General features: G+C 72.9%; 19 protein-coding genes. 5 read left to right on the forward strand and 14 right to left on the reverse strand.

The window, feature by feature from the left end; translation table 11 throughout:
* Nucleotides 1-4: 4 nt before the first annotated feature.
* From OHA91_RS07470 to OHA91_RS07485, 4 genes are read right to left on the reverse strand one after another with little or no spacing between them, the layout of a single operon-like run.
* The gene (locus OHA91_RS07470) at nucleotides 5-784 is read right to left on the reverse strand and encodes a CDP-alcohol phosphatidyltransferase family protein (RefSeq protein WP_078959641.1); all 780 of its coding nucleotides are present in this window, start codon (nucleotides 782-784) and stop codon (nucleotides 5-7) included.
* Complete coding sequence (locus OHA91_RS07475) at nucleotides 762-1,823, reverse strand: iron-containing alcohol dehydrogenase family protein (RefSeq protein ID WP_031157822.1); 1,062 nt, start codon at nucleotides 1,821-1,823, stop codon at nucleotides 762-764. Before OHA91_RS07475 ends, OHA91_RS07470 begins: the two co-directional genes overlap by 23 nt.
* On the reverse strand, nucleotides 1,811-2,560 hold the full coding sequence (locus OHA91_RS07480) for a phosphocholine cytidylyltransferase family protein (RefSeq protein ID WP_031157824.1): 750 nt from the start codon (nucleotides 2,558-2,560) through the stop codon (nucleotides 1,811-1,813). The genes OHA91_RS07475 and OHA91_RS07480 overlap by 13 nt, the downstream gene beginning before the upstream one ends.
* The gene (locus tag OHA91_RS07485) at nucleotides 2,557-4,191 is read right to left on the reverse strand and encodes a DUF5941 domain-containing protein (RefSeq protein WP_328738892.1); all 1,635 of its coding nucleotides are present in this window, start codon (nucleotides 4,189-4,191) and stop codon (nucleotides 2,557-2,559) included. The genes OHA91_RS07480 and OHA91_RS07485 overlap by 4 nt, the downstream gene beginning before the upstream one ends.
* A 544-nt stretch (nucleotides 4,192-4,735) precedes the next feature.
* On the opposite strand from OHA91_RS07485, the gene OHA91_RS07490 reads away from it, so the two are divergent.
* Both OHA91_RS07490 and idi read left to right on the forward strand, forming a co-directional pair.
* Nucleotides 4,736-6,049 carry a bifunctional class I SAM-dependent methyltransferase/N-acetyltransferase gene (locus OHA91_RS07490; RefSeq protein WP_328738893.1) on the forward strand — a complete coding sequence of 438 codons (1,314 nt, stop codon included), beginning with the start codon at nucleotides 4,736-4,738 and terminating at the stop codon, nucleotides 6,047-6,049.
* Nucleotides 6,050-6,198: 149 nt separating this feature from the next.
* A complete protein-coding gene (gene idi / locus OHA91_RS07495) occupies nucleotides 6,199-6,798 on the forward strand; it encodes an isopentenyl-diphosphate Delta-isomerase (protein WP_266493601.1) in 600 nt (199 codons plus the stop codon).
* A gap of 50 nt (nucleotides 6,799-6,848) precedes the next feature.
* Here idi and OHA91_RS07500 read toward each other — a convergent pair whose 3' ends face one another.
* Both OHA91_RS07500 and OHA91_RS07505 read right to left on the reverse strand, forming a co-directional pair.
* Nucleotides 6,849-7,343 (reverse strand): ATP-binding protein, encoded by a 495-nt coding sequence (locus OHA91_RS07500; RefSeq protein ID WP_328741100.1) that lies wholly within the window; start codon nucleotides 7,341-7,343, stop codon nucleotides 6,849-6,851.
* Nucleotides 7,344-7,473: 130 nt separating this feature from the next.
* Nucleotides 7,474-8,124, reverse strand: coding sequence for an HdeD family acid-resistance protein (locus OHA91_RS07505; protein ID WP_031157838.1), 651 nt, complete (start codon nucleotides 8,122-8,124; stop codon nucleotides 7,474-7,476).
* Between the two features lie 86 nt (nucleotides 8,125-8,210).
* Between OHA91_RS07505 and OHA91_RS07510 the strand changes: the two genes are divergently transcribed.
* Nucleotides 8,211-8,951 (forward strand): enoyl-CoA hydratase/isomerase family protein, encoded by a 741-nt coding sequence (locus tag OHA91_RS07510; protein ID WP_031157840.1) that lies wholly within the window; start codon nucleotides 8,211-8,213, stop codon nucleotides 8,949-8,951.
* Nucleotides 8,952-8,961: 10 nt separating this feature from the next.
* Here OHA91_RS07510 and OHA91_RS07515 read toward each other — a convergent pair whose 3' ends face one another.
* Both OHA91_RS07515 and OHA91_RS07520 read right to left on the reverse strand, forming a co-directional pair.
* The gene (locus OHA91_RS07515; protein ID WP_328738894.1) at nucleotides 8,962-9,591 is read right to left on the reverse strand and encodes a DJ-1/PfpI family protein; all 630 of its coding nucleotides are present in this window, start codon (nucleotides 9,589-9,591) and stop codon (nucleotides 8,962-8,964) included.
* Nucleotides 9,592-9,684: 93 nt separating this feature from the next.
* The gene (locus OHA91_RS07520; protein WP_031157845.1) at nucleotides 9,685-10,656 is read right to left on the reverse strand and encodes a GlxA family transcriptional regulator; all 972 of its coding nucleotides are present in this window, start codon (nucleotides 10,654-10,656) and stop codon (nucleotides 9,685-9,687) included.
* Nucleotides 10,657-10,757: 101 nt separating this feature from the next.
* Here OHA91_RS07520 and OHA91_RS07525 point away from each other — a divergent pair, with 101 nt between their 5' ends.
* A complete protein-coding gene (locus OHA91_RS07525) occupies nucleotides 10,758-12,395 on the forward strand; it encodes an ABC-F family ATP-binding cassette domain-containing protein (RefSeq protein WP_031157847.1) in 1,638 nt (545 codons plus the stop codon).
* On the opposite strand, the gene OHA91_RS07530 is transcribed toward OHA91_RS07525, so the two are convergent.
* The 6 genes from OHA91_RS07530 to OHA91_RS07555 form a co-directional block, all read right to left on the reverse strand.
* The gene (locus tag OHA91_RS07530) at nucleotides 12,382-12,957 is read right to left on the reverse strand and encodes a hypothetical protein (protein WP_328738895.1); all 576 of its coding nucleotides are present in this window, start codon (nucleotides 12,955-12,957) and stop codon (nucleotides 12,382-12,384) included. The genes OHA91_RS07525 and OHA91_RS07530 overlap by 14 nt on opposite strands.
* Nucleotides 12,954-13,733, reverse strand: a complete 780-nt coding sequence (locus OHA91_RS07535; RefSeq protein ID WP_328738896.1) for an SDR family NAD(P)-dependent oxidoreductase — start codon at nucleotides 13,731-13,733, stop codon at nucleotides 12,954-12,956. Before OHA91_RS07535 ends, OHA91_RS07530 begins: the two co-directional genes overlap by 4 nt.
* Nucleotides 13,730-14,917, reverse strand: coding sequence for an MAB_1171c family putative transporter (locus tag OHA91_RS07540; protein WP_328738897.1), 1,188 nt, complete (start codon nucleotides 14,915-14,917; stop codon nucleotides 13,730-13,732). The genes OHA91_RS07535 and OHA91_RS07540 overlap by 4 nt, the downstream gene beginning before the upstream one ends.
* On the reverse strand, nucleotides 14,907-15,407 hold the full coding sequence (locus tag OHA91_RS07545; protein WP_031157855.1) for an ImmA/IrrE family metallo-endopeptidase: 501 nt from the start codon (nucleotides 15,405-15,407) through the stop codon (nucleotides 14,907-14,909). The genes OHA91_RS07540 and OHA91_RS07545 overlap by 11 nt, the downstream gene beginning before the upstream one ends.
* A gap of 313 nt (nucleotides 15,408-15,720) precedes the next feature.
* A complete protein-coding gene (locus tag OHA91_RS07550) occupies nucleotides 15,721-18,183 on the reverse strand; it encodes a Tex family protein (RefSeq protein WP_031157858.1) in 2,463 nt (820 codons plus the stop codon).
* Between the two features lie 84 nt (nucleotides 18,184-18,267).
* A complete protein-coding gene (locus tag OHA91_RS07555) occupies nucleotides 18,268-19,131 on the reverse strand; it encodes an SCO6745 family protein (RefSeq protein WP_031157861.1) in 864 nt (287 codons plus the stop codon).
* A 362-nt stretch (nucleotides 19,132-19,493) separates the two neighbouring features.
* On the opposite strand from OHA91_RS07555, the gene OHA91_RS07560 reads away from it, so the two are divergent.
* Nucleotides 19,494-21,053 carry a M1 family metallopeptidase gene (locus OHA91_RS07560; RefSeq protein WP_031157863.1) on the forward strand — a complete coding sequence of 520 codons (1,560 nt, stop codon included), beginning with the start codon at nucleotides 19,494-19,496 and terminating at the stop codon, nucleotides 21,051-21,053.
* Nucleotides 21,054-21,062 lie beyond the last annotated feature (9 nt).

A 21,062-nucleotide genomic window follows, 5' to 3' on the forward strand; every position in this document is an offset into this window, starting at 1 on the left:
GCGGTCACTTGAGCCTGCTGGAGGCGAGGATCGACACCAGGTGCAGCACGGTCTGCAGCATCGCGATGCCCGCGAGCACGGCCACACCCACCCGGGACCAGTACAGGTCGCCGCGCATCTGGTCCAGGACGGCCAGGAACAGGATGAGCAGCGAGGCCTCGATGCCGAGGATCAGGCGGTGGAACTTGAGCGCGGCGGCGGCCCGGCGCGCGAGGGCCATGCCCTTGGCGCGCGGCTCGGCGGCCGCGTCCTTGACCACGGGCTTGCCGGCCTGGTGGCGGGCGACGCCGACCAGGTCGGTCTCGGCCTTGATCAGGATGGCGCCGAGCGCGGCGAGCGTGCCGAGGAAGGCCCACAGCCAGTCGGCGCCTCCGGTGCCCCACAGGTCGGCGGCGCGCAGGCCGAAGCCGACCAGGACCGCCGCGTCGCACAGGTAGGCGCCGACCCGGTCCAGGTAGACCCCGGAGAGCGAGTACTGCTTCTTCCAGCGGGCGACCTCGCCGTCGACGCAGTCGAGCAGCAGGTACATCTGGACCGCGACCACGCCGAGGACGGCGCCCAGGATGCCCGGCACCAGCAGGGCCGGGAGGGCGAGGACGCCGGCGAGGGTCATCAGGTAGGTCAGCTGGTTGGGCGTGACCTTGGTGGTGACCAGGACGCGGGTGATGCGCAGGGAGATCTCGCGCATGTAGAGGCGCCCGCCCCAGTGCTCGCCGCTGACCCGGTCCTTCACACCCGCGGGGTGGACGACGGGCCTCAGTTCAGCTACGGATGGTCTTGGCATAGTCGGCGTATGCGTCCCTGATCTCGGCGGCGGACAGGTTGAGGTGCTCCAGGATCGTGAAGCGTCCCGGGCGGGTCTGGGGGGCGTACTCGACGGCCGCGACGAACTCGTCGATGCTGAAGCCGATCTCCTCGGGCGCGACCGGCAGGCCGTGCCGGCGCAGCACCTCGACGAAGTGGCCGGCGGCGTCCGCGGCCCCGCGCAGGTGCATCGCGAAGGCCGCGCCGATGCCGACCTGCTCGCCGTGGAGCGCGGAGCGCCCCGGGTAGAGCAGGTCGAAGGCGTGGCTGATCTCGTGGCAGGCGCCGGAGGAGGGGCGGGAGTCCCCGCTGATCGACATGGCGATGCCGGAGAGCACGAGCGCCTCGGAGAGCACGGTGAGGAACTCGTCGTCGCCGCAGCCGCCCGGGTGGCGCAGCACGGATTCGCCCGCGGTACGGGCCATCGCGGCGGCCAGGCCGTCGACGGGCTCGCCGGTGGTCTTGTGCGAGAGCTCCCAGTCGGCGATCGCCGAGATGTTGGAGATCGCGTCGCCGATGCCGGCGCGGATGAACCGCACCGGGGCTTCCTTGATGACGTCGAGGTCGATCACCATGGCGATCGGCGTGGGGACGCCGTAGGAGCCGCGGCCGTTGTCGTTGTCCAGGATGGACACCGGCGAGCAGATGCCGTCGTGCGAGAGGTTGGTGGCGACGGCCACCATGGGCAGCCCGACCCGCGCCGCGGCGTACTTGGCCACGTCGATGATCTTGCCGCCGCCCAGGCCCACGACGGCGTCGTAGCGGCGGCCCTTTATGTCGTCGGCCAGCTTGACCGCGGAGTCGATGGTGCCGTCGACGACGGCGTACCAGTCGGCGTGCGGGAGCACGGGCTCCAGCTTGGCGCGCAGCGCCACGCCGGAGCCCCCGCTGATCGCGATGGCGAGCTTGCCGGAGGCGGAGATCCGCTGGTCTGCCAGGAGGCCGGCCAGGTCGTCCATCGCCCCGCGACTGATGTCGACGACGACGGGCGAGGGGATGAGCCTCGTCAGTACTGGCATGCGATCGTCCGGCCCTTGGCGAGGTCCTCGTGGTTGTCGATCTCGACCCACTTGACGTCGCCGATGGGGGCCACGTCGACCACGAAGCCGTCGTTGACGAGCTGCTGGTAGCCGTCCTCGTAGTACAGGTCCGGGTCGCGCTCGAAGGTGGTCTTCAGCGCCTCGGCGAGGGCCTCGGCCGCCTCGGCCTCGATCAGGGTGACACCGATGTACTCGCCGGTGGCGTCGGCGGGGTCCATCAACTTGGTGATCTTCTGCACGCCGGTGTCGCCGACGACGACCTTCATCTCCTCGTCGGCCAGGACCTTGACGGTGTCCAGGGCGAGGATGATCTTCTGACCGTTGCCGCGGGCGGCGAGGAGGGTCTCCTCGACGGAGACCGGGTGGACGGTGTCCCCGTTGGCGAGGATCACACCGCGCCCCAGCACCTCACGCGCGCACCACAGGGAGTAGGCGTTGTTCCACTCCTCGGCCTTGTCGTTGTCGATCAGCGTGATCTTCAGGCCGTACTTGGCCTCCAGCGCGGCCTGTCGCGCGTAGACGGCCTCCTTGCGGTAGCCGACGACGATCGCGACCTCGGTGAGGCCGACCGCGGCGAAGTTGCCGAGGGTCAGGTCGAGGACCGTCAGGCTCTCCTCGTCGCCTTCGGGGCCGACGGGCACGAGGGCCTTGGGCAGGGTGTCGGTGTAGGGACGCAGGCGGCGTCCCGCACCGGCAGCGAGGACAAGGCCGATCATGCTGGTTCTCCTTCGTCATGTACGGCGGGTGCCCCGGAGGAGACCCAGAAGCGGATGCTCTCCACGAGCACCACCAGTGCCACGAACACGGCCAGGGCCGTGAGCGCGACGGGGAAGTCCGATGCGCGGTCCACGAGGACGGCGGCGAGGACCGTGGTCAGCAGGACCCGGCCCTCGTGGCCGCCGATCGTCCGCACCAGCCAGTGCGGGGGCGCGCCGGTGCCGCCGCGAATGCGGTACACCGTGTCGTAGTGATGGTAGGCGACCGCCGCGATCAGGCCGAATGCCGCCGGAAGGGCCCCGGGGACGTCGGCCTTGGCGGCGAGCGCGAGGACCGTCACGTATTCGGCCGCGCGGAACAGCGGCGGGATCAGCCAGTCGAGCGCTCCCCCCAGCGGGGCTGCGACGGCGAGGCCGGCGGTCATGGCGTAGATCACGGCGACGGCGACGAGCCGCGGGTCGCCGAAGGGGAGGTACAGCGCGGCTCCGGCCATCAGCACGGTGCCGAGGGCGGCGACGTGGACGGATCCGAAGGATCCGGCGCGGCCGCGCAGCAGCCGGGCCTGGAGCTCGGCGAGCGGACCGGAGTCGGCGAGGTCGGCGAGCGCCTGGGCGGCGCGGTCGGTGCGCCGGGCCTTGCGGGTCAGCGACCGCAGGACGCGGCCCGCGGTGGTGTAGAGCGCGCCGAAGGCGCAGCCGACGATCAGGGCGTAGAAGACGATCCGGGGGGTGGTGAAGGCGGTCAGGACCGCGATCATCGCCCAGCGCTCGCCGATCGGCAGGATGATCATCCGCCGGACCCATACCGTCCAGCCGACGCTGTCGAGCCTGTCCGAGAGGGCGGCGGTCGGGCTCGTGTTGGCGGTGGCGTCGTGGTTGGCCTCGTTGAAGGAGAAGTCCACGACGTGGCGGCAGGTCATCAGGATCATGGCGCCGAGGGCGAGGCCCCAGACGTCGTCCCCGTTCCGGGCGGCTCCGAGCGCGAGGCCGGCGTAGAAGGAGTACTCCTTGGCCCGGTCGAAGGTCGCGTCGAGCCACGCGCCCATCGTCGAGTACTGCAGGGAGTAGCGGGCGAGCTGCCCGTCGGTGCAGTCCAGGACGAAGGAGACGATGAGGAGCACGCCGGCCGCGACGTAGCCCCAGCGCTCGCCCGTGGCCGCGCAGCCGGCCGCGATCAGCGCGGTGATCAGCGAGGCGGTGGTGACCTGGTTCGGGGTCAGGCCGCGGCGCGCGCACCAGCGGGCGATGTAGCGCGAGTACGGGCTGATGCAGAAGGTGGTGAAGAACCCGTCGCGGGACTTCACGGCGGAGCGCAGCCGTACGGCCTCCTCGTCCACGGCGGCGACGGCGGCGGACGCCTCCGCGCGCTCGTCGGCGTCGGCGGGGACGGCGGCGACCAGGCTGCCGAGCTCGGGCCGCTGGACGGCGGTCCCGGCGGCCTCGACGGCGGCGGCGAGCCGGTCGGCGTAGGGGCCGGACCCGTGGGCGCCCTCGGTGGCGACGGCCTTGTCGAGGGCCTCGCGGGCACCCGCCTGCACGGAGAGGGCGCCGGTGACGGCACAGGCGTCGAAGCGCGGGTCGGTCAGCGCGAGCCGCAGCGCGTGCACGTGCCCGACGAAGGCGGCGTCCACGACGGCCACCCGCTGATCGACGGGTACGCCGGCCAGCGCGGCGGCGGCGTCCTGGGGACCGGCGGCCGGGCGGACCTCGAAGCCGAGTGAGCGGAGCTCGTCCGCGAGCGGCGATCCGGGGACCGGCAGGCCGGTGAGGATGACGGTCGGCAGACGAACTCACTCCTTGTAACGGATTCCGAACGGGCGCGCCCGTGGGGCGGCACGTCGGCAGAGGCTATCGGATGAAGGGAAGCAGGGGTTCATCACCCGTTTACGCCCTGATAAGCCGAATATCCCGGCTCCGGGCTGGGTCGCGATCATCATCGGTGATCACGACGCGGTACCACAAACGGCCTGGATGTTACGGTGGACACGCCCCTGAAGGTGTTGAGTGGAAACGAGGTGGGTTGATGACCGTCGCAGTGGTCGCGGCCGAGCGCTGCGCACTCCGGTGCATCTCCCATTTCCCCCGGGCGACCGGCCGGGCCTGATCCACCGTTTCCCCGGCATGGGCCGAGGGGAACCCGCAGATCGGCCGGAGCCCCTTTTCCAAGGGTTCACGTTGACCGACGACTTCGGCGATGCCGGTAACACCGACAACGCCTTCTTCGAGGCTTTTCTCACTCTCCACCACGGACTGCCCCGACAGGCTCCGGGCTCCGACGCGAGCACCCGCGCCCTGCTGTCCCTGTGCGGACCGCTGCCCCGGCGGCCCCGCGTCCTCGACCTGGGCTGCGGTCCGGGCCGCAGCGCGCTGCTGCTCGCCGCCGAAGCGGGCGGGCACGGCCAGGACGGCGCCGAGGTGACCGCCGTGGACCTGCACGGCCCCTTCCTCGACGAGCTCCGCACGGCCGCCGCGGCCCGCGGGCTCGCCGACCGGGTCCGCACCGTCGAGGCGGACATGAACGCGCTTCCCGCCGAGGAGGTCGCAGAGGGCTCCTTCGACCTCGTGTGGGCGGAGGGCTCCGCCTACATCGCGGGCTTCGACACCGCGCTCGCGCGGTGGAAGCGGCTCCTCGCCCCGGGCGGCACCCTCGTGCTGACCGAGTGCGAGTGGACGGCCGCGGAGCCGTCCGCCGGAGCGCGCGCCTTCTGGGACGCGCAGTACCCGCTGCGCTCCACCGCCGCCAACGTCGCGGCCGCCCAGTCCGCCGGCTACCGGGTCCTCGGCGTGCACCCGCTGCCCGACTCCGACTGGGACGAGTACTACGGCCCGCTCGCCGAGCGGGTCCGCGACCGCGCCGGGGACGGCTCCCCCGCCATGGCGCGGGCGCTGGCCGCCACCCGCGAGGAGCTCGGCGTACGGGCCCGCCACGGGCACGAGTACGGCTACACCGGCTATGTCCTGCGGCCGGTGGAGGCCGGCGACGGCGCCGCCTGGCCGGCCCGGCCGGAGACCGCGGCGGACACCGCCGCGGTACGGGCGGTCAACCTGGCCGCCTTCGAGACCCCGCTGGAGGCGGATCTCGTGGACGCGCTCCGCGCGGACGGCTCCTGGCTGGCCGGGCTGTCGTACGTGGCCGAGGCCCCCGACGGGTCGGTCGCGGCGCACGCCCTGCTCACCCGGTGCGAGGTCGGCGGCGCCCCGGCACTGGCGCTCGCCCCGGTGGCCGTCGATCCGGCGTACCAGCGCTCGGGGGCGGGGAGCTCCGTCGTGCGTGCGCTGCTCGCGGCGGCCCGGGAGCGGGGGGAGTCGCTGGTGCTGGTCCTGGGGCACCCGTCGTACTACCCGCGCTTCGGCTTCACGGCGGCGTCGCGCTTCGGGATCCGGGCGCCCTTCGAGGTTCCGGACGAGGCGATGATGGCGCTGGTGCTGGACGGTTCCGTCCCGGTCCCGGCGGGAACGATCACGTATCCGGCTCCGTTCGGAGTCTGACGCGCGTGAGCGCCGTGTGAGGTGATCCGCAGTGGTCCGCCCCCCCGCCTAGCACGCGGCGGGGGGCGGACATGCACGGATGTCCGAAGTGGGGACAAGCCTCTTTTGTACGGCAGACTGAAGGCCGAAGTCCGAAGCGAAGGATGGGTATGCCGACCACACCAGCCACCGCCGCGAACAGCGCGTCCAACGGCACCGGTACTCAAGAACCGATCATGCTCGAACTGGTCGACGAGTCCGGCAACACCATCGGCACGGCGGAGAAGCTCTCCGCCCATCAGGCGCCCGGGCAGCTGCACCGGGCGTTCTCCGTGTTCCTGTTCGACGAGCAGGGCCGTCTGCTGCTCCAGCAGCGGGCCCTCGGCAAGTACCACTCGCCGGGCGTCTGGTCGAACACCTGTTGCGGTCACCCGTATCCCGGGGAGTCGCCGTTCGCGGCCGCGGCCCGGCGGACCCACGAGGAGCTGGGGCTGTCGCCCTCGCTGCTCGCGCAGGCGGGAACGGTTCGCTACAACCACCCGGACCCCGCGTCGGGCCTCGTGGAGCAGGAGTTCAATCACCTGTTCGTGGGACTTGCTCAGGCTGCCGTGCGGCCGGACCCGGAGGAGGTCGAGGACACCGCCTTCGTCACCTCCGAGGAGCTGGCGAAGCGGCACGCCGAGGTGCCGTTCTCGGCCTGGTTCATGACCGTGCTGGACGCGGCGCGGCCCGCGATCCGCGAGCTGACCGGCGACGCGGCGGGCTGGTAGCCCCGTACGCCGCCCTCGCCGCTCCCCCGCCGTCCGCAGCCGTCCGCCGCTCAGCGGACGGTCGGCGGGGTGGCGAGCGGGAGGGCCGCCCAGATGACCTTGCCGCCGGTCGAGGTGTGCTCGACGTCGCAGACCCCGCCGGCCTCCAGGGTGATCTCCCGGACGAGCAGCAGGCCGCGGCCGCCGGTCTGGCCGAAGTCGGCCTCCAGCGCCTTGGGGCGGTAGGGGTGGTTGTCCTCGACGGCGACCCGTACCCACTCGCGGCCGATCGCGACCTCGACCGCGACCTCGGGCGAGAGCAGGGCGGCGTGCCGGACCGAGTTCGTCACCAGTTCGGAGACGATCAGGAGCAGGGAGTACACGAGGTCCTGATGGGCCGGCACCCCCTGGCGCCCGAGCAGGTCCCGGACGGCCCGGCGGGCCTGCGGAACGGATTCTTCTACGGCGGGAGCGGTGAACCTCCACACGCCCTCGTAGGCGAGGGGGTCTGCCGGGGCCTCCGGCAGACCTTCCCTGGCTCGTGGGCCGCTCCCGCTGGCGTCCATCTTCCGGCCCCCGTCTTCACGCTCGATCGTCTCCACGCGACAAGAGTGGGGAAGGGGTAGGTCCGGACCGGACTGCTGACCAGAAGTCAGCGTCAATCGGACGCTTTCTGACCGCTGGCGTATGACAGCGTCAGTTGTTGGTCTGTTCCTGATCTTCTGCCGGACGCTTCTCGTCCGCCTCGCGCGTCCCCTGCGCGGCGCCGGCTTCCGTCCCCGGCTCGTCTTCCCTGACCAACCCCAGGATGCGCCGAGCTCCCATGCCCATCGCGATGAGGCTCAGGCCGTCGAACAGCAGGGCGAGCGAGAAGAAGGTTCCGATCACGTACAGACTGTTGCCGGGCCAGTTGGAGAGGATCAGGAAGCCCAGCAGCACGCCGAAGGCACCCTGGACGAGCGCGAGCCCGAAGTTGGCTCCGCGCACCACCAGCGCGCCGACCAGCCGGAACAGTCCCCCGGTGAGGAAGAGCAGGGCCGCGAACATGGTCAGCGCCTCGGCGCTCGCCTCGGGGCGCCGCAGGATCACGAAGCCCGCCGCGATGTTGATCGCAGCGACGATGACGGCGAGCCAGAAGTAGCTGCTCCCCCGCGACTGCACCGCCTGCACCAGCCCGACCACGCCGCCGATGAGCAGCAGCCAGCCGAAGAGGAACATCGAGGTGAGCGTGGCGAGGCCCGTGTAGACCAGACCGACCAGGCCGGCGAGCACGAGGAGCACCCCGAGCACGGCCATCAGCCCGAAGCTGCGGTTGACCTTCTTCTTCTCCTGACGGTCTGCGCCCATGGACGTGCCACCTCCTCGCACCCCGACGGACTCCCTTGATCATAGGTTTCACCACCCGGGATAGCATCCGGCGCATGGACGCAGCCCTGGAAGCAACCCTCCTGCACACGGTCTCCGACGGGGTCGCCACCGTCGTCGTCTCGCACCCCGCCAAGCGCAACGCCATGACCGCCGCGATGTGGCGGGCGCTGCCCGGGCTGCTGGACGGCCTGGCGGGCGACCCGGCCGTACGGGTGCTCGTCCTCACCGGAGCCGGGCCGACGTTCTGCGCGGGCGCCGACATCTCCTCCCTCACCGGCGGCGAGGACCCGCGGGCCCTCGCCGTGGCGGCCGAGGAGGCCCTGGCGGCCTTCCCGAAGCCGACGCTGGCGGCGATCCGCGGGTTCTGCGTCGGCGGCGGCAGCCAGCTGGCGGCCGCCTGCGACCTGCGTTTCGCCGAGGAGGGGGCGTCCTTCGGGGTCACCCCGGCGAAGCTGGGCATCGTCTACCCGGCGTCCTCCACCCGCAGGCTCGCCTCCCTGGTCGGCCCGGCCTGGGCCAAGTACCTCCTCTTCTCCGCGGAGCTGATAGGGGCGGAGCAGGCGCTGCGCGCCGGGTTCCTGAACGAGCTGCTGCCGGCCGGTCAGCTGGACAAGCGCGTGGCCGAGTTCACGAGGGTCCTCGCCGCCCGCTCGCAGCTGACGCAGGCGGCGGCCAAGGAATTCGCCGACGGCCGCACGGACCGGGACGGGTACTGGGAGGAGCAGGCGGCCGGAAGCGACGACACCGCCGAGGGCGTCGCCGCGTTCCTGGAGCGCCGGGCGCCCCGCTTCACCTGGACCCCGTGACGGACGGCCCTCAGGCGGGCAGGTTGTTCCCCCGCAGCATCTCGACGAGGGCGGCCGGGGCCTTCTGGGGCGAGCCCGCGTCGTAGGGCGGCTGGGGATCGTACTCGGTCATCAGCTGCACCGCCCTGGCGAAGTCGTCGCCGGCGATCCGGCCGAGCAGGGTGAGCCCCATGTCGATCCCGGAGGACACCCCCGCGGCGGTGACGTACTTCCCGTCGAACACCACGCGCTCTCCGGTGGGCCGGGCCCCGTGCTCGGGCAGCTGTTCCAGGTACAGCCAGTGGCTGGTGGCCTTCCGGCCGTCGAGCAGCCCGGCGGCGGCCAGCAACAGGGATCCGGTGCACACGGAAGTGGTCCAGGTGGTGGTGGCGTCGACCGTGCGCAGCCAGTCCATGACCACGGGATTGGCCATCTCCCGCTCGGGATGCGGCCCGCCCGGCACGATGACGATGTCGGGCCGCGTGACCTCGTCGAGCCCCTTGTCGGCGACGAGCGCCAGCGCCCCGTTGTCGGTGCGCACCGGCCCGGGCCGCTCGGAGACGAAGACGACCTCGGCGTCGGTCAGCCGGCCGAGGGTGTCGAAGGGGCCGATGGCGTCGAGGGCGGTGAAGTGGTCGTAGAGAAGTACGGCGATCTGCATGGCTACTCCGCAAGCGTCGGTCGGAACACGGCTACGCCCCGGCGGGGCGGAGCCTTCTTCGGGGTGCCCGGCTGCGCGGGCCGGGTCCTGCCCTCAGGAGCGGGACGTGCCGAAACGGCGCCGGTACTCGGCGGGCGGCTGGCCGAGGGTGCGCACGAAGGCCCGGCGCAGCGCCTCCGGGTTCCCGTACCCGCAGGCCCGGGCGATCTGTGCGATCCCTTCCCCGCTCTCCTCCAGCAGCCGCCGGGCGTGGTCCACCCGCACCCGTTCGACGTACCTTCCGGGCGTGACCCCGGTCTCCGCCCGGAAGGCCCGGGCGAAGTGCCTCGGCGACAGCCGGGCACGGGCGGCGAGGTGCTCGACGCCCAGCTCCTCCCCCGGGTGCTCGGTGATCCACTGCTGCACGTCCCGCAGCGGGTCCCGCCGGGCCGTCTGGGCCGCGAGCTGGGCGCTGAACTGCGCCTGGTTTCCGGGCCTGCGCAGGAAGACCACCAGGTGCCGGGCGATCGTCAGGGCGACGTCCTGCCCGTGGTCCTCCTCCACCAGCGCCAGCGCGAGGTCGATGCCCGCCGTCACCCCGGCCGAGGTGGCCACCGGCCCGTCCCGTACGTAGATCGGGTCCGGCTCGACGGCGACGGCCGGGTAGTCCTGCGCCATCCGCTCGCAGGCGTTCCAGTGCGTCGTCGCCCGCCGCCCGTCCAGCAGCCCCGCCTCGGCCAGGAGCAGTCCTCCCGTGCACACGGAGACCAGCCGCTCCGCGCCACCCCCGTGGGTACGGAGCCAGTCGGTGAGCCTGGGCTCGAAGTCCGCGGTGAAGCGTCCCCCGGGCACGAGCACCGTGGTCCCGGGCCCCGGCCGGGCGCCCTCCAGCTCCCCGTCCGGCAGCAGCGTCAGCCCGCTGCCGGTACGGACGTGCTCCCCTCCCGGCGACACCGTCCGGATCGCGTAGCCTGCCCGCCCGGGAAAGTGGGCGAGCGCGGCGAACACCTCCACCGGGCCGGTCACGTCCAGGCTCTGGACCCCGTCGTAGAGGAGGACGAGTACGTTGCGCGGCGATGACCCCATGGCTTCATGGTGTGCCGCCCCCGCGGTGGCCGCAATGACGTGCTTCCCACCTATCCGGCCACGTCGGGGTCGGGCCCGCGCGCCGATAGGATCGGCACATCATGACTGCAACCCTCGTCGCCAAGAAGCTCACCGCCGCTCATGGTGAGCGCACGCTGTTCGCCGATCTCGACCTCGTCGTCGCGCCCGGCGACGTCATCGGCCTCGTCGGCGTGAACGGCGCCGGGAAGTCGACCCTGCTGCGCCTGCTCGCCGGGCTGGACACCCCCGAGACCGGGGAGCTGCGGCTCTCGCCGCCCACCGCCGCCGTCGGCCACCTCCCGCAGGAGCCGGAGCGCCGGCCCGAGGAGTCGGTCCGGGAGTTCCTGGCCCGGCGCACCGGCGTGGCCGCCGCCCAGGCGGAGCTCGACGCGGCGACGCAGGGCCTGGTGGACGGGACGCCGGGCGCGGACGACGCGTACGCGACCGCGCTCGACCGGTGGCTGGACCTCGGCGGCGCCGACCTCGACGAGCGCGCCGAGGAGGTCGCCGACGACCTGGGCCTGGCGGTGGGCCTCGACCTGCCGATGACGGCGCTGTCCGGCGGCCAGGCGGCCCGTGCGGGCCTGGCCTCGCTCCTCCTCTCCCGCTACGACGTCTTCCTGCTCGACGAGCCCACCAACGACCTGGACCTGGACGGTCTGGAACGGCTGGAGCGGTTCGTCAAGGGGCTGCGCGCCGGAACCGTCGTGATCAGCCACGACCGCGAGTTCCTGACGCGGACCGTCACCAAGGTGCTCGAACTCGACCTGGCGCAGCAGCAGATCAACCTCTACGGCGGCGGCTACGACTCCTACCTGGAGGAGCGCGCACGGGCCCGCAGCCATGCGCGCGAGGAGTTCGAGGAGTACGCGGACAAGAGGGCCGCGCTCGAGGGCCGGGCCCAGATGCAGCGCAACTGGATGGACAAGGGCGTGCGCAACGCCCGCCGCAAGGCCACCGACAACGACAAGATCGGCAAGAACCTGCGCGGCGAGTCCAGCGAGAAGCAGGCCGCCAAGGCCCGCCAGACGCAGCGCGCGATCGAACGGCTGGAGGTCGTCGACGAGCCCCGCAAGGAGTGGGAGCTGCGCATGGAGATCGCGGCGGCCCCGCGCTCGGGCTCCGTGGTGGCGACCCTGCGCGAGGCGGCCGTCAAGCGCGGGGACTTCTCCTTCGGCCCGGCCAGCCTGCAGATCGACTGGGCGGACCGGGTGGCGATCACCGGGGCCAACGGCGCCGGCAAGTCCACCCTCCTCGCCGTGCTCCTGGGGCGGCTGGCCCCGGACTCCGGCTCCGCGACCCTCGGCTCCGGCGTTCTGGTCGGCGAGGTCGACCAGGCCCGCGGCCTGTTCCTGGGGGACGAACCGCTGCTGGAGGCGTTCTGCGCGGCCGTTCCCGACACCGAGCCCGCCGAAGTGCGCACCCTGCTGGCGAAGTTCGGCCTCAGGGCGGCCCACGTCCTGCGCCCGGCGGCGACCCTCTCCCCCGGTGAGCGCACCCGTGCCGCGCTCGCGCTGCTCCAGGGCCGCGGGGTCAACCTGCTGGTCCTGGACGAGCCGACCAACCACCTCGACCTGCCGGCGATCGAGCAGTTGGAGGCCGCCCTGGAGTCCTACGAGGGCACCCTCCTGCTGGTCACGCACGACCGCCGGATGCTCGACGCGGTCCAGGTGACCCGCCGCCTGCAGGTCTCGGACGGCAAGGTCACCGAGCTCTAGCGGCTGCCGCGGCCTCCCGGGCGCAGCGTGCGCGCGCCTCGCCCACCCGCCCGGCGGCCTCGTCGTCGCCGGGCGGCAGCCACGCCGCCAACTCCTCGCCGACCGTGGTCAACAGCGCCCAGTAGCGGGCCGGGTCCCCTCGCTCGCGGACCGGTGCCCGTACGAGCAGGGCGTACGCCTCGGGCAGCCGGCCTGTGGCCAGCTTCCGGTGGAGGTTGAAGGCGACTCCGCCGGCGATGCCGCCCAGCGCGCCCACGGCCCGGTGCATCAGTCCGCAGATCCGCTCGCCGCGCTCGTCCAGGGTGGCGTGCACGTCGAACAGCCCGGCGAGGTCGAGGAGTTCCCCGACGAGCCCCTCCTCGCCGGGGCCGAACCCGTCCCACAGCTCCTCGCTGCCGCGCAGCCGCTGCTCCGCGTCCGGGCGCGGGATGCCGAGCGCGTCGCAGACCGCGAGGGCGACGCCCCGCAGGTCGGACGTGCCGGCCGCGAGTTCGACGTACACGTCGACGGGCCGCAGGCCGGACCGCAGGGCCTCGCGGGCCCGCTCCACGGTGCCCGTCATGCGTCCGGGTCGGCCGGCGGCCGGCGCTTGCGGGCCATCTTCCGGGCGACGAAGGCGCGCGGGAGGTGGCGGGCGGCGAGGGCGTAGGCCTGGTAGCGGCGGCCGGTGATGCTGACCGGGCGGCGCAGGGCCAGGTCTTTGAGCGCCTGCTCGACGACGGCTTCCGGCTCCAGCCAGACCGCGTCGCGCAGCGCGCTGACGTCCATCCCGGCGCGTTCCTGGAACTCGGTGCGGGTGAAGCCGGGGACGACGGCCAGCACCCGTACGTTGTACGGCTCCATGTCCACCCGGAGGGATTCGCTGAACGCGGTGACCCAGGCCTTGGCGGCCCCGTAGGTACCCGTGGGCAGCAGTCCGGCCACCGAGGAGACGTTGACGACGGCTCCGCGGCGGCGCTCGCGCAGGCCGGGCAGCGCGGCGTGGGTGAGCCGCAGCGGGACCTTCACCAGGAGGTCGAGCATCCGCTCCTCGTCCTCGACCGGGTTGTACGGGAAGGGTGCGGGGAGCCCGAAGCCCGCGTTGTTGACCAGGATGTCCACGGGCCGGGCGCGGGCGGCGAGCCGCTCGGTGACCACCGCGAGGCCGCCCGCGTCCAGCAGGTCGGCGGGCAGCACCTCGGAGGCGGTGCCGTACTCGCGGGCCAGCGCCCCTGCGACGTCGTCGAGCCGGTCCTTGTCGCGGGCGACGAGGACCAGGTCGCAGCCCTTGGCGGCGAATCCTCGGGCGAAGGCGGCGCCCAGTCCGGTGCTGGCTCCGGTGATCAGTACGGTGGTCACGGCACTTTCACTTCCTCGGTGGTGGCCGGCGAGGTGTAGGCCTCGGCGACGTCGACGAGGAACCGGGCCTCGTCCGCCAGGTCCCCGCCTGCGTTCGAACTCTGGATGGCCTCGGGCAGTTCCAGCCCGGCCGCCTCACCCGTCTGCCCGGGCAGGCCGGCGAGCTTGGCCCGCCGCGCGTCCTTCAGTACGCGGGCCAGCGCGGCCGCGGTGCGCCGCTGCTCGGGGATCCCGTGGCCGGCGACATGGCTGCGGGCCTGCTCCATTGCGCCCGGGCGGACGTACTCCCCCAGGATCAGGATGGCGTCGCGCGTCTCGATGACCTTGCGGTAGACCAGCAGGTTGCGCGGGACCGGCGGCCACAGCAGCTCCATCACCCGGCCCGAGCGCGGCTCGTTGAGGGCGACGTGCGGGACCGCCTCGACGAGGTCGCGCCACAGCGGCCACAGCCGCCAGGCGGTGGCGATGTCGGCGCAGGTGCGGCGGAGGGTGAACAGGGTGGGAACGAGGATCGCGGCGGCGCGCAGCAGGCCGTGCAGGTTCATCAGCAGCGGGAGGGCGGGCATCGCCCAGGTGCTGGCGAACAGGGCCTTGAGCAGGTAGGCCAGCCAGAACAGTCCGGCGAGCGCGGTGCCCAGGCCGAAGAGGCGCAGGCCGGCGGCCAGTCCGCGGCTCTCGGTGCGCCGGCTGTAGCGCCAGCACAGGGACACGCAGACGGTGTTGGCGACCACGTGGGCCGAGATCAGCACGAGCCAGTACGCGAGGGACGGCACCGGGTCGCCGACCGGGGGCATGGCGTGGGTGCCGTGGCCGGCTGCCGCGGCGTCCAGGGCCACGAGTGCGCTCAGCCAGGCCGCGGTGGCGGCGCAGGAGGCGAGCTGGAGGCGGCGGCCGCGGGTGGTGGCGGCGACGAAGTAGAGCACGGCGCCCGCCGACAGCACTCCGATGAGGTTGCGGACGAGGCCGATGGTGTGGGCGTAGGCGGCGCCTCGGGTCATCGCGTAGGTGACGACGTCCGGCAGGTTCAGGGTCATCGCGGCGGCGGCGGTCGCGACGGCCAGCCACAGGCCGCGCTGTTGGGGCGAGCGCAGGGCGCCCGGGGCGCGCAGCAGGACGGCGAGCCACAGGCAGACCACGCTCGGGACGGCGAGCCAGTTGCCGAAGTCGGTCAGGTCAGCCGCCATCGGTGCCCCGCTCGTACCCCATGGCGGACTCCAGCCGGGCCAGGGTGCCCCGGTCCCGGGCGGGGGTGCGCGGGCCGGCGTTCGCGGTACGGATGCGGATCATGCTCGCGAGCATCTCCGCCTCCTGCTCCTGGCGGGTCGTGTAGTTGGTGCGGCCGAGGACGACGGGGGCGTCGCCGCCGGTCTCCTCGCCCTCCAGCGAGTTGTGCCCGAAGAGGATGTGGCCGAGCTCGTGGAGGACGATGTGCTCCCGGTGCAGCGGGGTGGTCTGGGCCTCGTAGAAGACGTAGTCGACGCTGGCGGTGCCCACCCACAGGCCGCAGACCCCGGATTCCGCCGCCTCCTTGGGGAGCGGGTGGAGCCGGATGGGGCGGCCGCGCTGCTCGGCTATCCGCCCGCACAGGACGTCGAGGGAGAACGGGTGGGTCAGATCCAGATGGCCGAGAATGTTCTCGCACCTTTTGCGAATGCTGAGTTGCCGGTGGGGCATGTGATCCCTCTTCGGACCCTTTCCGGGGCAGCGTCGGTAGGCGTGTGTGGGCATGGGCATGACGTCCTGTGCCTTCAAGGCGGCCTCGGGGAATGCAGTCCTGAGGGGGGAAACGCGGAAGCCCGTCCGCCGGGTGACGAACGGGCGTTCCACCATGCCTACAGATCTTGTACGGGAGTTGGCAAGGAAAGTCCCCAGGTGGGGAACCTATTCGGCCATCACGTACGAGGACCTTCACGCGCCGGGTGGCCGGGGGCCGCCCCTGGCCGTGCGGGATTGCGGGATCCCTCCCGCACGGCCCCGACGCCGGGGGTCAGCGCCCCCGGCGCTCCTCGGGTCCGGTGAGCCCGGCCCGCCGCAGGGCGTCGGCCATCGCGCTGTTCGCGGGCGCGGGGGCCGCGCCGCCCTGCCGCCGGCCCTGGCCGCCGCCCTGGCCCTGGCCTCGGTCGCCCTGGTTCCGGCCTGCGCCCTGGCCTCGGTCGCCCTGGTTCCGGCCTGCGCCCTGGCCGCCCGCTCCGCCGCGCTGCTGCGGGGGACGGCCGCCGCCGCGCCGCTCCTCGCGCTGGCGCGGGGCACCGGCGCCGCGCTCTGCCCCGGCCTCGTCCTCCAGGCGCAGGGTCAGCGAGATCCGCTTGCGCGGGATGTCCACGTCCATGACCTTGACGCGGACGATGTCTCCCGGCTTGACCACGTCCCGGGGGTCCTTGACGAAGTTCTTCGACAGTGCCGAGACGTGCGCGAGGCCGTCCTGGTGGACGCCGATGTCGATGAAGGCGCCGAAGGCGGCCACGTTGGTGACCACGCCCTCCAGGATCATCCCGGGGGCCAGGTCGCCGATCTTCTCGACGCCCTCCTTGAAGGTCGCCGTCTTGAACGCCGGACGCGGGTCACGGCCCGGCTTCTCCAGCTCGCGCAGGATGTCGGTGACCGTGGGCAGGCCGAAGGCCTCGGTGACGAACTGCTCGGGCCGCAGGGAGCGCAGGATTCCGGTGTTGCCGATCAGCGCGGCCACCTCGCCGCCCGCCGTCTTCCCCATCGCCCGGACCACCGGGTAGGCCTCGGGGTGCACGGACGAGGCGTCCAGCGGGTCGTCCCCGCCGCGGATCCGCAGGAAGCCCGCGCACTGCTCGTACGCCTTGGGGCCGAGGCGGGCCACGTCCTTGAGGCCCTTGCGGTTGCGGAAGGGGCCGTTGGCGTCGCGGTGGGCGACGATGTTCTCGGCGAGGGTCCCGCTGATGCCGGAGACCCGCGACAGCAGCGGCGCGGAGGCGGTGTTGACGTCCACGCCGACGCCGTTCACGCAGTCCTCGACCACCGCGTCGAGGGAGCGCGACAGCTTCACCTCGGACAGGTCGTGCTGGTACTGGCCGACGCCGATGGACTTCGGGTCGATCTTGACGAGCTCGGCGAGCGGGTCCTGGAGGCGGCGGGCGATGGAGACGGCGCCGCGCAGCGACACGTCCATGCCGGGCAGTTCCTGCGAGGCGAAGGCGGAGGCCGAGTACACGGAGGCGCCCGCCTCCGAGACCATCACCTTGGTGAGCCCGAGGTCGGGGTGGCGGGAGATCAGGTCCCCGGCCAGCTTGTCGGTCTCCCGGGAGGCGGTGCCGTTGCCGATGGCGACCAGCTCGACCGCGTGCTCCTTCGCGAGGCGGGCCAGCTTGGCGAGGGACTCGTCCCACTTGTTGGCGGGCACGTGCGGGTAGATCACGTCGGTCGCCACGACCTTGCCGGTGGCGTCCACGACGGCGACCTTCACACCGGTGCGGAAGCCCGGGTCGAGGCCGAGGGTGGCCCGGGTGCCCGCGGGCGCCGCGAGCAGCAGGTCGCGCAGGTTCGACGCGAAGACGCGTACGGCCTCGTCCTCGGCGGCCTGGCGCAGCCGCATCCGCAGGTCGATGCCGAGGTGCACCTGGACCTTGGTGCGCCAGCACCAGCGGACCGTGTCGGCGAGCCACTTGTCGCCGGGCCGGCCGCGGTCCGCGACGCCGAAGCGGCGCGCGATCATGCCCTCGTACGTGGAGGGGCCGGGGGCGTCGGCGTCCTCGGGGGCCTCGGGCTCCAGGTTGAGGTCGAGGACGTCCTCCTTCTCGCCGCGCAGCATGGCGAGGACCCGGTGGGAGGGCAGTGCGGTGAACGGCTCGGCGAAGTCGAAGTAGTCGGCGAACTTGGCGCCCGCCTCCTCCTTGCCCTCGCGGACCTTCGCGGCGAGCCGGCCGCGGCCCCACATGCGCTCGCGGAGCTCGCCGATCAGGTCGGCGTCCTCGGCGAACCGCTCGGTGAGGATGGCGCGGGCGCCCTCCAGGGCGGCCGCCGGGTCGGCGACGCCCTTGTCGGCGTCGACGAACGCGGCCGCCGCGGCGGCCGGGTCCACCGACGGATCGGCCAGCAGGCCGTCCGCGAGCGGTTCCAGGCCGGCCTCGCGGGCGATCTGCGCCTTGGTGCGGCGCTTGGGCTTGAAGGGGAGGTAGATGTCCTCCAGGCGCGCCTTGGTGTCGGCCGCGTTGATCCGGGCCTCCAGCTCGGCGTCGAGCTTGCCCTGCTCCCGTACGGAGTCCAGGATCGCCGCGCGCCGGTCCTCCAGCTCGCGCAGATACCTCAGCCGCTCCTCCAGGGTGCGCAGCTGGGCGTCGTCGAGCATCTCGGTCGCTTCCTTGCGGTAGCGCGCGATGAACGGCACGGTGGAGCCGCCGTCGAGCAGCTCGACGGCGGCCTCGACCTGCCGCTCCCGTACGCCGAGCTCCTCGGCGATCCTGCCTTCGATGGACATCGTCACGATCGGGTCCCGCCTGCCTTCGTTTGCACTGGAAGGCTGCCAATTGTGGCAGGTGGTCGTGACGGACCGCGGGAGCCCTGCCCGTCAGGCCCTGCCCATGAGGTCCCTCGGGAAGGCCCCGGCGGTCACGGCCTTGACGACGAGGGCGCCGCCGAGCTCGGTGAGGCGGGCCAGGCCGTCCGCGCCGAGGTGCTCGTAGGGGGCGGCGTCGAGGCGGTCGGTGTCGCTCTCCAGCCGCTCGCGCAGGGCCGTGCCCTCCTCGGTCAGCCCGCCCGCGGCGTCGAGGACACCGCGCTCGCGCAGCCGGCCGGTCGCGGCGTCGAGCTCGTCCTGCGTCCAGCCGCGCATTCCCTTGAGCCACTTCGGGGTCATGCCCTTGCCGGTGGCGGTGTGGCTGACCAGCGCCTCGACCGGGTCCAGGCCCGCGAGGAGCAGGGCGGCGAGGTGGCCGTCGCCGCGGTGCTCGCGCAGCAGGGTGGTGGCGTGCCACAGCCGCAGGTGCGGCTCCTCGGGTACGGGGAGGTCGGCGTGGGCCGCGTACAGGGTGCGGGCGTGCCGGGTGCAGCCCTCGGTGGCGCGCATCGCCAGGTCGGCGGCTTCCGCCACCTCGGGGGACTTCACCGTGTCGGCGCCGAGGAGCCGGGTCAGGGCGGCGTCGGCGGCGCGCAGCCGGGCGGCGAGGGCCTGCTCGGGCGTGACGGTGTTCCAGACGGCGGGCAGGTGCCGGGCGACGAGGTCGTGCCGGTAGTTGTAGAAGGCGGCGGTGACCGCGCCGGCACCGACGGCGCCCATCGCGGCGGAGCGGTGCGCCAGGTTGACGGCGACCGGGTCGGCTATCCCGAGCGCGGCGAACTCCTCGGCGATCTCCGGCGAGAAGTAGACGGTGGAGTGCAGCGGGTTGACGGCGGAGTGCCAACAGCGCCGCGCGGCGCGAGGGTGAAGGGTCATGCGCGGCACGGTACCGACTGTTCGGTACGCCGGGTAGGGCGGTCCCCGAGCCCGGCCCCCGCCGCCCCGGCCGACCACGGGCCGGTGGTCCGATCCGGACGATCCGGCGGTGGGGGCGGGGCGGTCGGCGGGGGTGGCGGGGTCGGGCCGCCGGGTGGTCGGGCCGCAGGCCGGAGCGGGTGCGGGCGGGAGCGGGCAGGCCCGCGCGGGCGCGTCGGCAGCGTTCCGCGCGCGTCCGCGTGACGGCCGAATGGCGATCGTGTGACAGCAGGGGCCATGGACATGACCTGAGCGGCCAGGGGTGAATACGGTCGAGCGACGACCTTGAACCGAGCTGTCTCCCCTACCACTTGGAGTCATTCGTGCACCGCAAAGTCATCGTCCCGAGCGTGCTCGCCGCCTCCCTCCTGCTGGTGATCCCGGCGTCGGCGGCGAGTTCCGGTCCGGGCGCCCCGGGTATCGGCGATCCCTACTACCCGGCCAGCGGCAACGGCGGATACGACGTGTCGCACTACGACCTGCGCCTGAAGTACCAGCCGACGACGGACCTGCTGGAGGGCACCGCGACGCTGATCGCCACCGCCAAGCAGGACCTGTCGCGCTTCAACCTCGACTTCGGCCTGAAGGTCAGCGAGATCCGGGTCAACGGCGCCAAGGCGAAGTTCGCCACGTCCGGCGCCCACGAGGTGGAGGTGACCCCGGCGAAGCCGCTGGCGCGCAACACCCCGCTGACCGTCGTCGTCACGTACGCCGGCAAGCCGTCGGAGCTGAAGGTCGACGGCTGGACGGCCTGGCACCGCACCCCGGACGGCGGTGTGGCGGCGCAGGAGCCCGACTCTGCGGTCTGGTGGTTCCCCAGCAACGACCACCCGCTGGACAAGGCCACCTTCGACGTCTCCGTCAACGTTCCCGACGGCACCCAGGCCATCAGCAACGGCGTGCTCCAGTCACAGACCTCGCGGCTCGGCTGGACCCGGTACAACTGGCGCTCCAACAAGCCGCAGGCCACCTACCTGGCCACCCTCGCCGTCGGCAAGTTCGACATCACCACCGACCGGACGGCGAGCGGCCTGCCGATCGTCAACGCCTACAGCAAGGACCTCGGCGACAACGCGGGGGCGGCGCGCGCGAGCGTGGAGCGGACCGGCGAGGTCACCGAGTGGCTGGAAGGGGTCTTCGGGCCGTACCCCTTCAACGCGCTGGGCGGCTACGTGCCGAACGTGAACGCCGGCTTCGCCCTGGAGACCCAGACGCGGCCGTTCTACGGCCCGCGCCAGTTCCAGAACGGCGCGAACGTCTCGGTGGTCGTGCACGAGCTGGCCCACCAGTGGTACGGCGACAGCGTGTCCGTGGAGGGCTGGAAGGACATCTGGATCAACGAGGGCTTCGCCCGCTACAGCCAGTGGCTGTGGTCGGAGAAGGAGGGCGAGGGCACCGCTCAGGAGCTCGCCGACTGGGCCTACTCGCTGCGCCCGGCGGAGGACGCCTTCTGGCAGGTCAAGCCGGGTGACCCCGGTCCGGAGAACCAGTTCCACGGTGCCGTCTACGACCGCGGCGCGATCGCCCTGCAGGCGCTGCGCAACGAGATCGGCGACGAGAAGTTCTTCCAGATCCTCAAGGGCTGGCCGACCGAGCGGGCCTACGGCAACGCCAAGGTCGGGGACTTCGTCCGCTACGCGGAGAAGGTCTCCCGCAAGCCGCTGGCCCAGCTGTTCGAGACCTGGCTCTACACCCCGGGCAAGCCCGACGCGTCGGCGCTGAACCCGGCGGCCGCGAAGCCGGCGGCCCGCTCGGCCCCGTCGGCCCCGGCGCAGTCCGTGCCGGCGAGGGCCGCAGCGGAGCCGAAGTCCTGGAAGAAGATCGCGCAGACCGACACGATCCACGACACCGAGCACGGTTCCGGGCCCGGCCACCGGCACTGAGTCCGCGCC

Origin of the sequence: Streptomyces erythrochromogenes (assembly GCF_036170895.1) — a bacterium.
GTDB classification, from domain to species: Bacteria; Actinomycetota; Actinomycetes; order Streptomycetales; family Streptomycetaceae; genus Streptomyces; species Streptomyces erythrochromogenes.

Coding starts and splice junctions, on each gene's coding strand:
- OHA91_RS07470 (WP_078959641.1), bottom strand. CDS start 784: ATGCCAAGACCATCCGTAGCTGAACTGAGGCCCGTCGTCCACCCCGCG.
- OHA91_RS07475 (WP_031157822.1), bottom strand. CDS start 1,823: ATGCCAGTACTGACGAGGCTCATCCCCTCGCCCGTCGTCGTCGACATC.
- OHA91_RS07480 (WP_031157824.1), bottom strand. CDS start 2,560: ATGATCGGCCTTGTCCTCGCTGCCGGTGCGGGACGCCGCCTGCGTCCC.
- idi (WP_266493601.1), top strand. CDS start 6,199: ATGCCGACCACACCAGCCACCGCCGCGAACAGCGCGTCCAACGGCACC.
- OHA91_RS07500 (WP_328741100.1), bottom strand. CDS start 7,343: ATGGACGCCAGCGGGAGCGGCCCACGAGCCAGGGAAGGTCTGCCGGAG.
- OHA91_RS07505 (WP_031157838.1), bottom strand. CDS start 8,124: ATGGGCGCAGACCGTCAGGAGAAGAAGAAGGTCAACCGCAGCTTCGGG.
- OHA91_RS07515 (WP_328738894.1), bottom strand. CDS start 9,591: ATGCAGATCGCCGTACTTCTCTACGACCACTTCACCGCCCTCGACGCC.
- OHA91_RS07520 (WP_031157845.1), bottom strand. CDS start 10,656: ATGGGGTCATCGCCGCGCAACGTACTCGTCCTCCTCTACGACGGGGTC.
- OHA91_RS07525 (WP_031157847.1), top strand. CDS start 10,758: ATGACTGCAACCCTCGTCGCCAAGAAGCTCACCGCCGCTCATGGTGAG.
- OHA91_RS07530 (WP_328738895.1), bottom strand. CDS start 12,957: ATGACGGGCACCGTGGAGCGGGCCCGCGAGGCCCTGCGGTCCGGCCTG.
- OHA91_RS07540 (WP_328738897.1), bottom strand. CDS start 14,917: ATGGCGGCTGACCTGACCGACTTCGGCAACTGGCTCGCCGTCCCGAGC.
- OHA91_RS07545 (WP_031157855.1), bottom strand. CDS start 15,407: ATGCCCCACCGGCAACTCAGCATTCGCAAAAGGTGCGAGAACATTCTC.
- OHA91_RS07555 (WP_031157861.1), bottom strand. CDS start 19,131: ATGACCCTTCACCCTCGCGCCGCGCGGCGCTGTTGGCACTCCGCCGTC.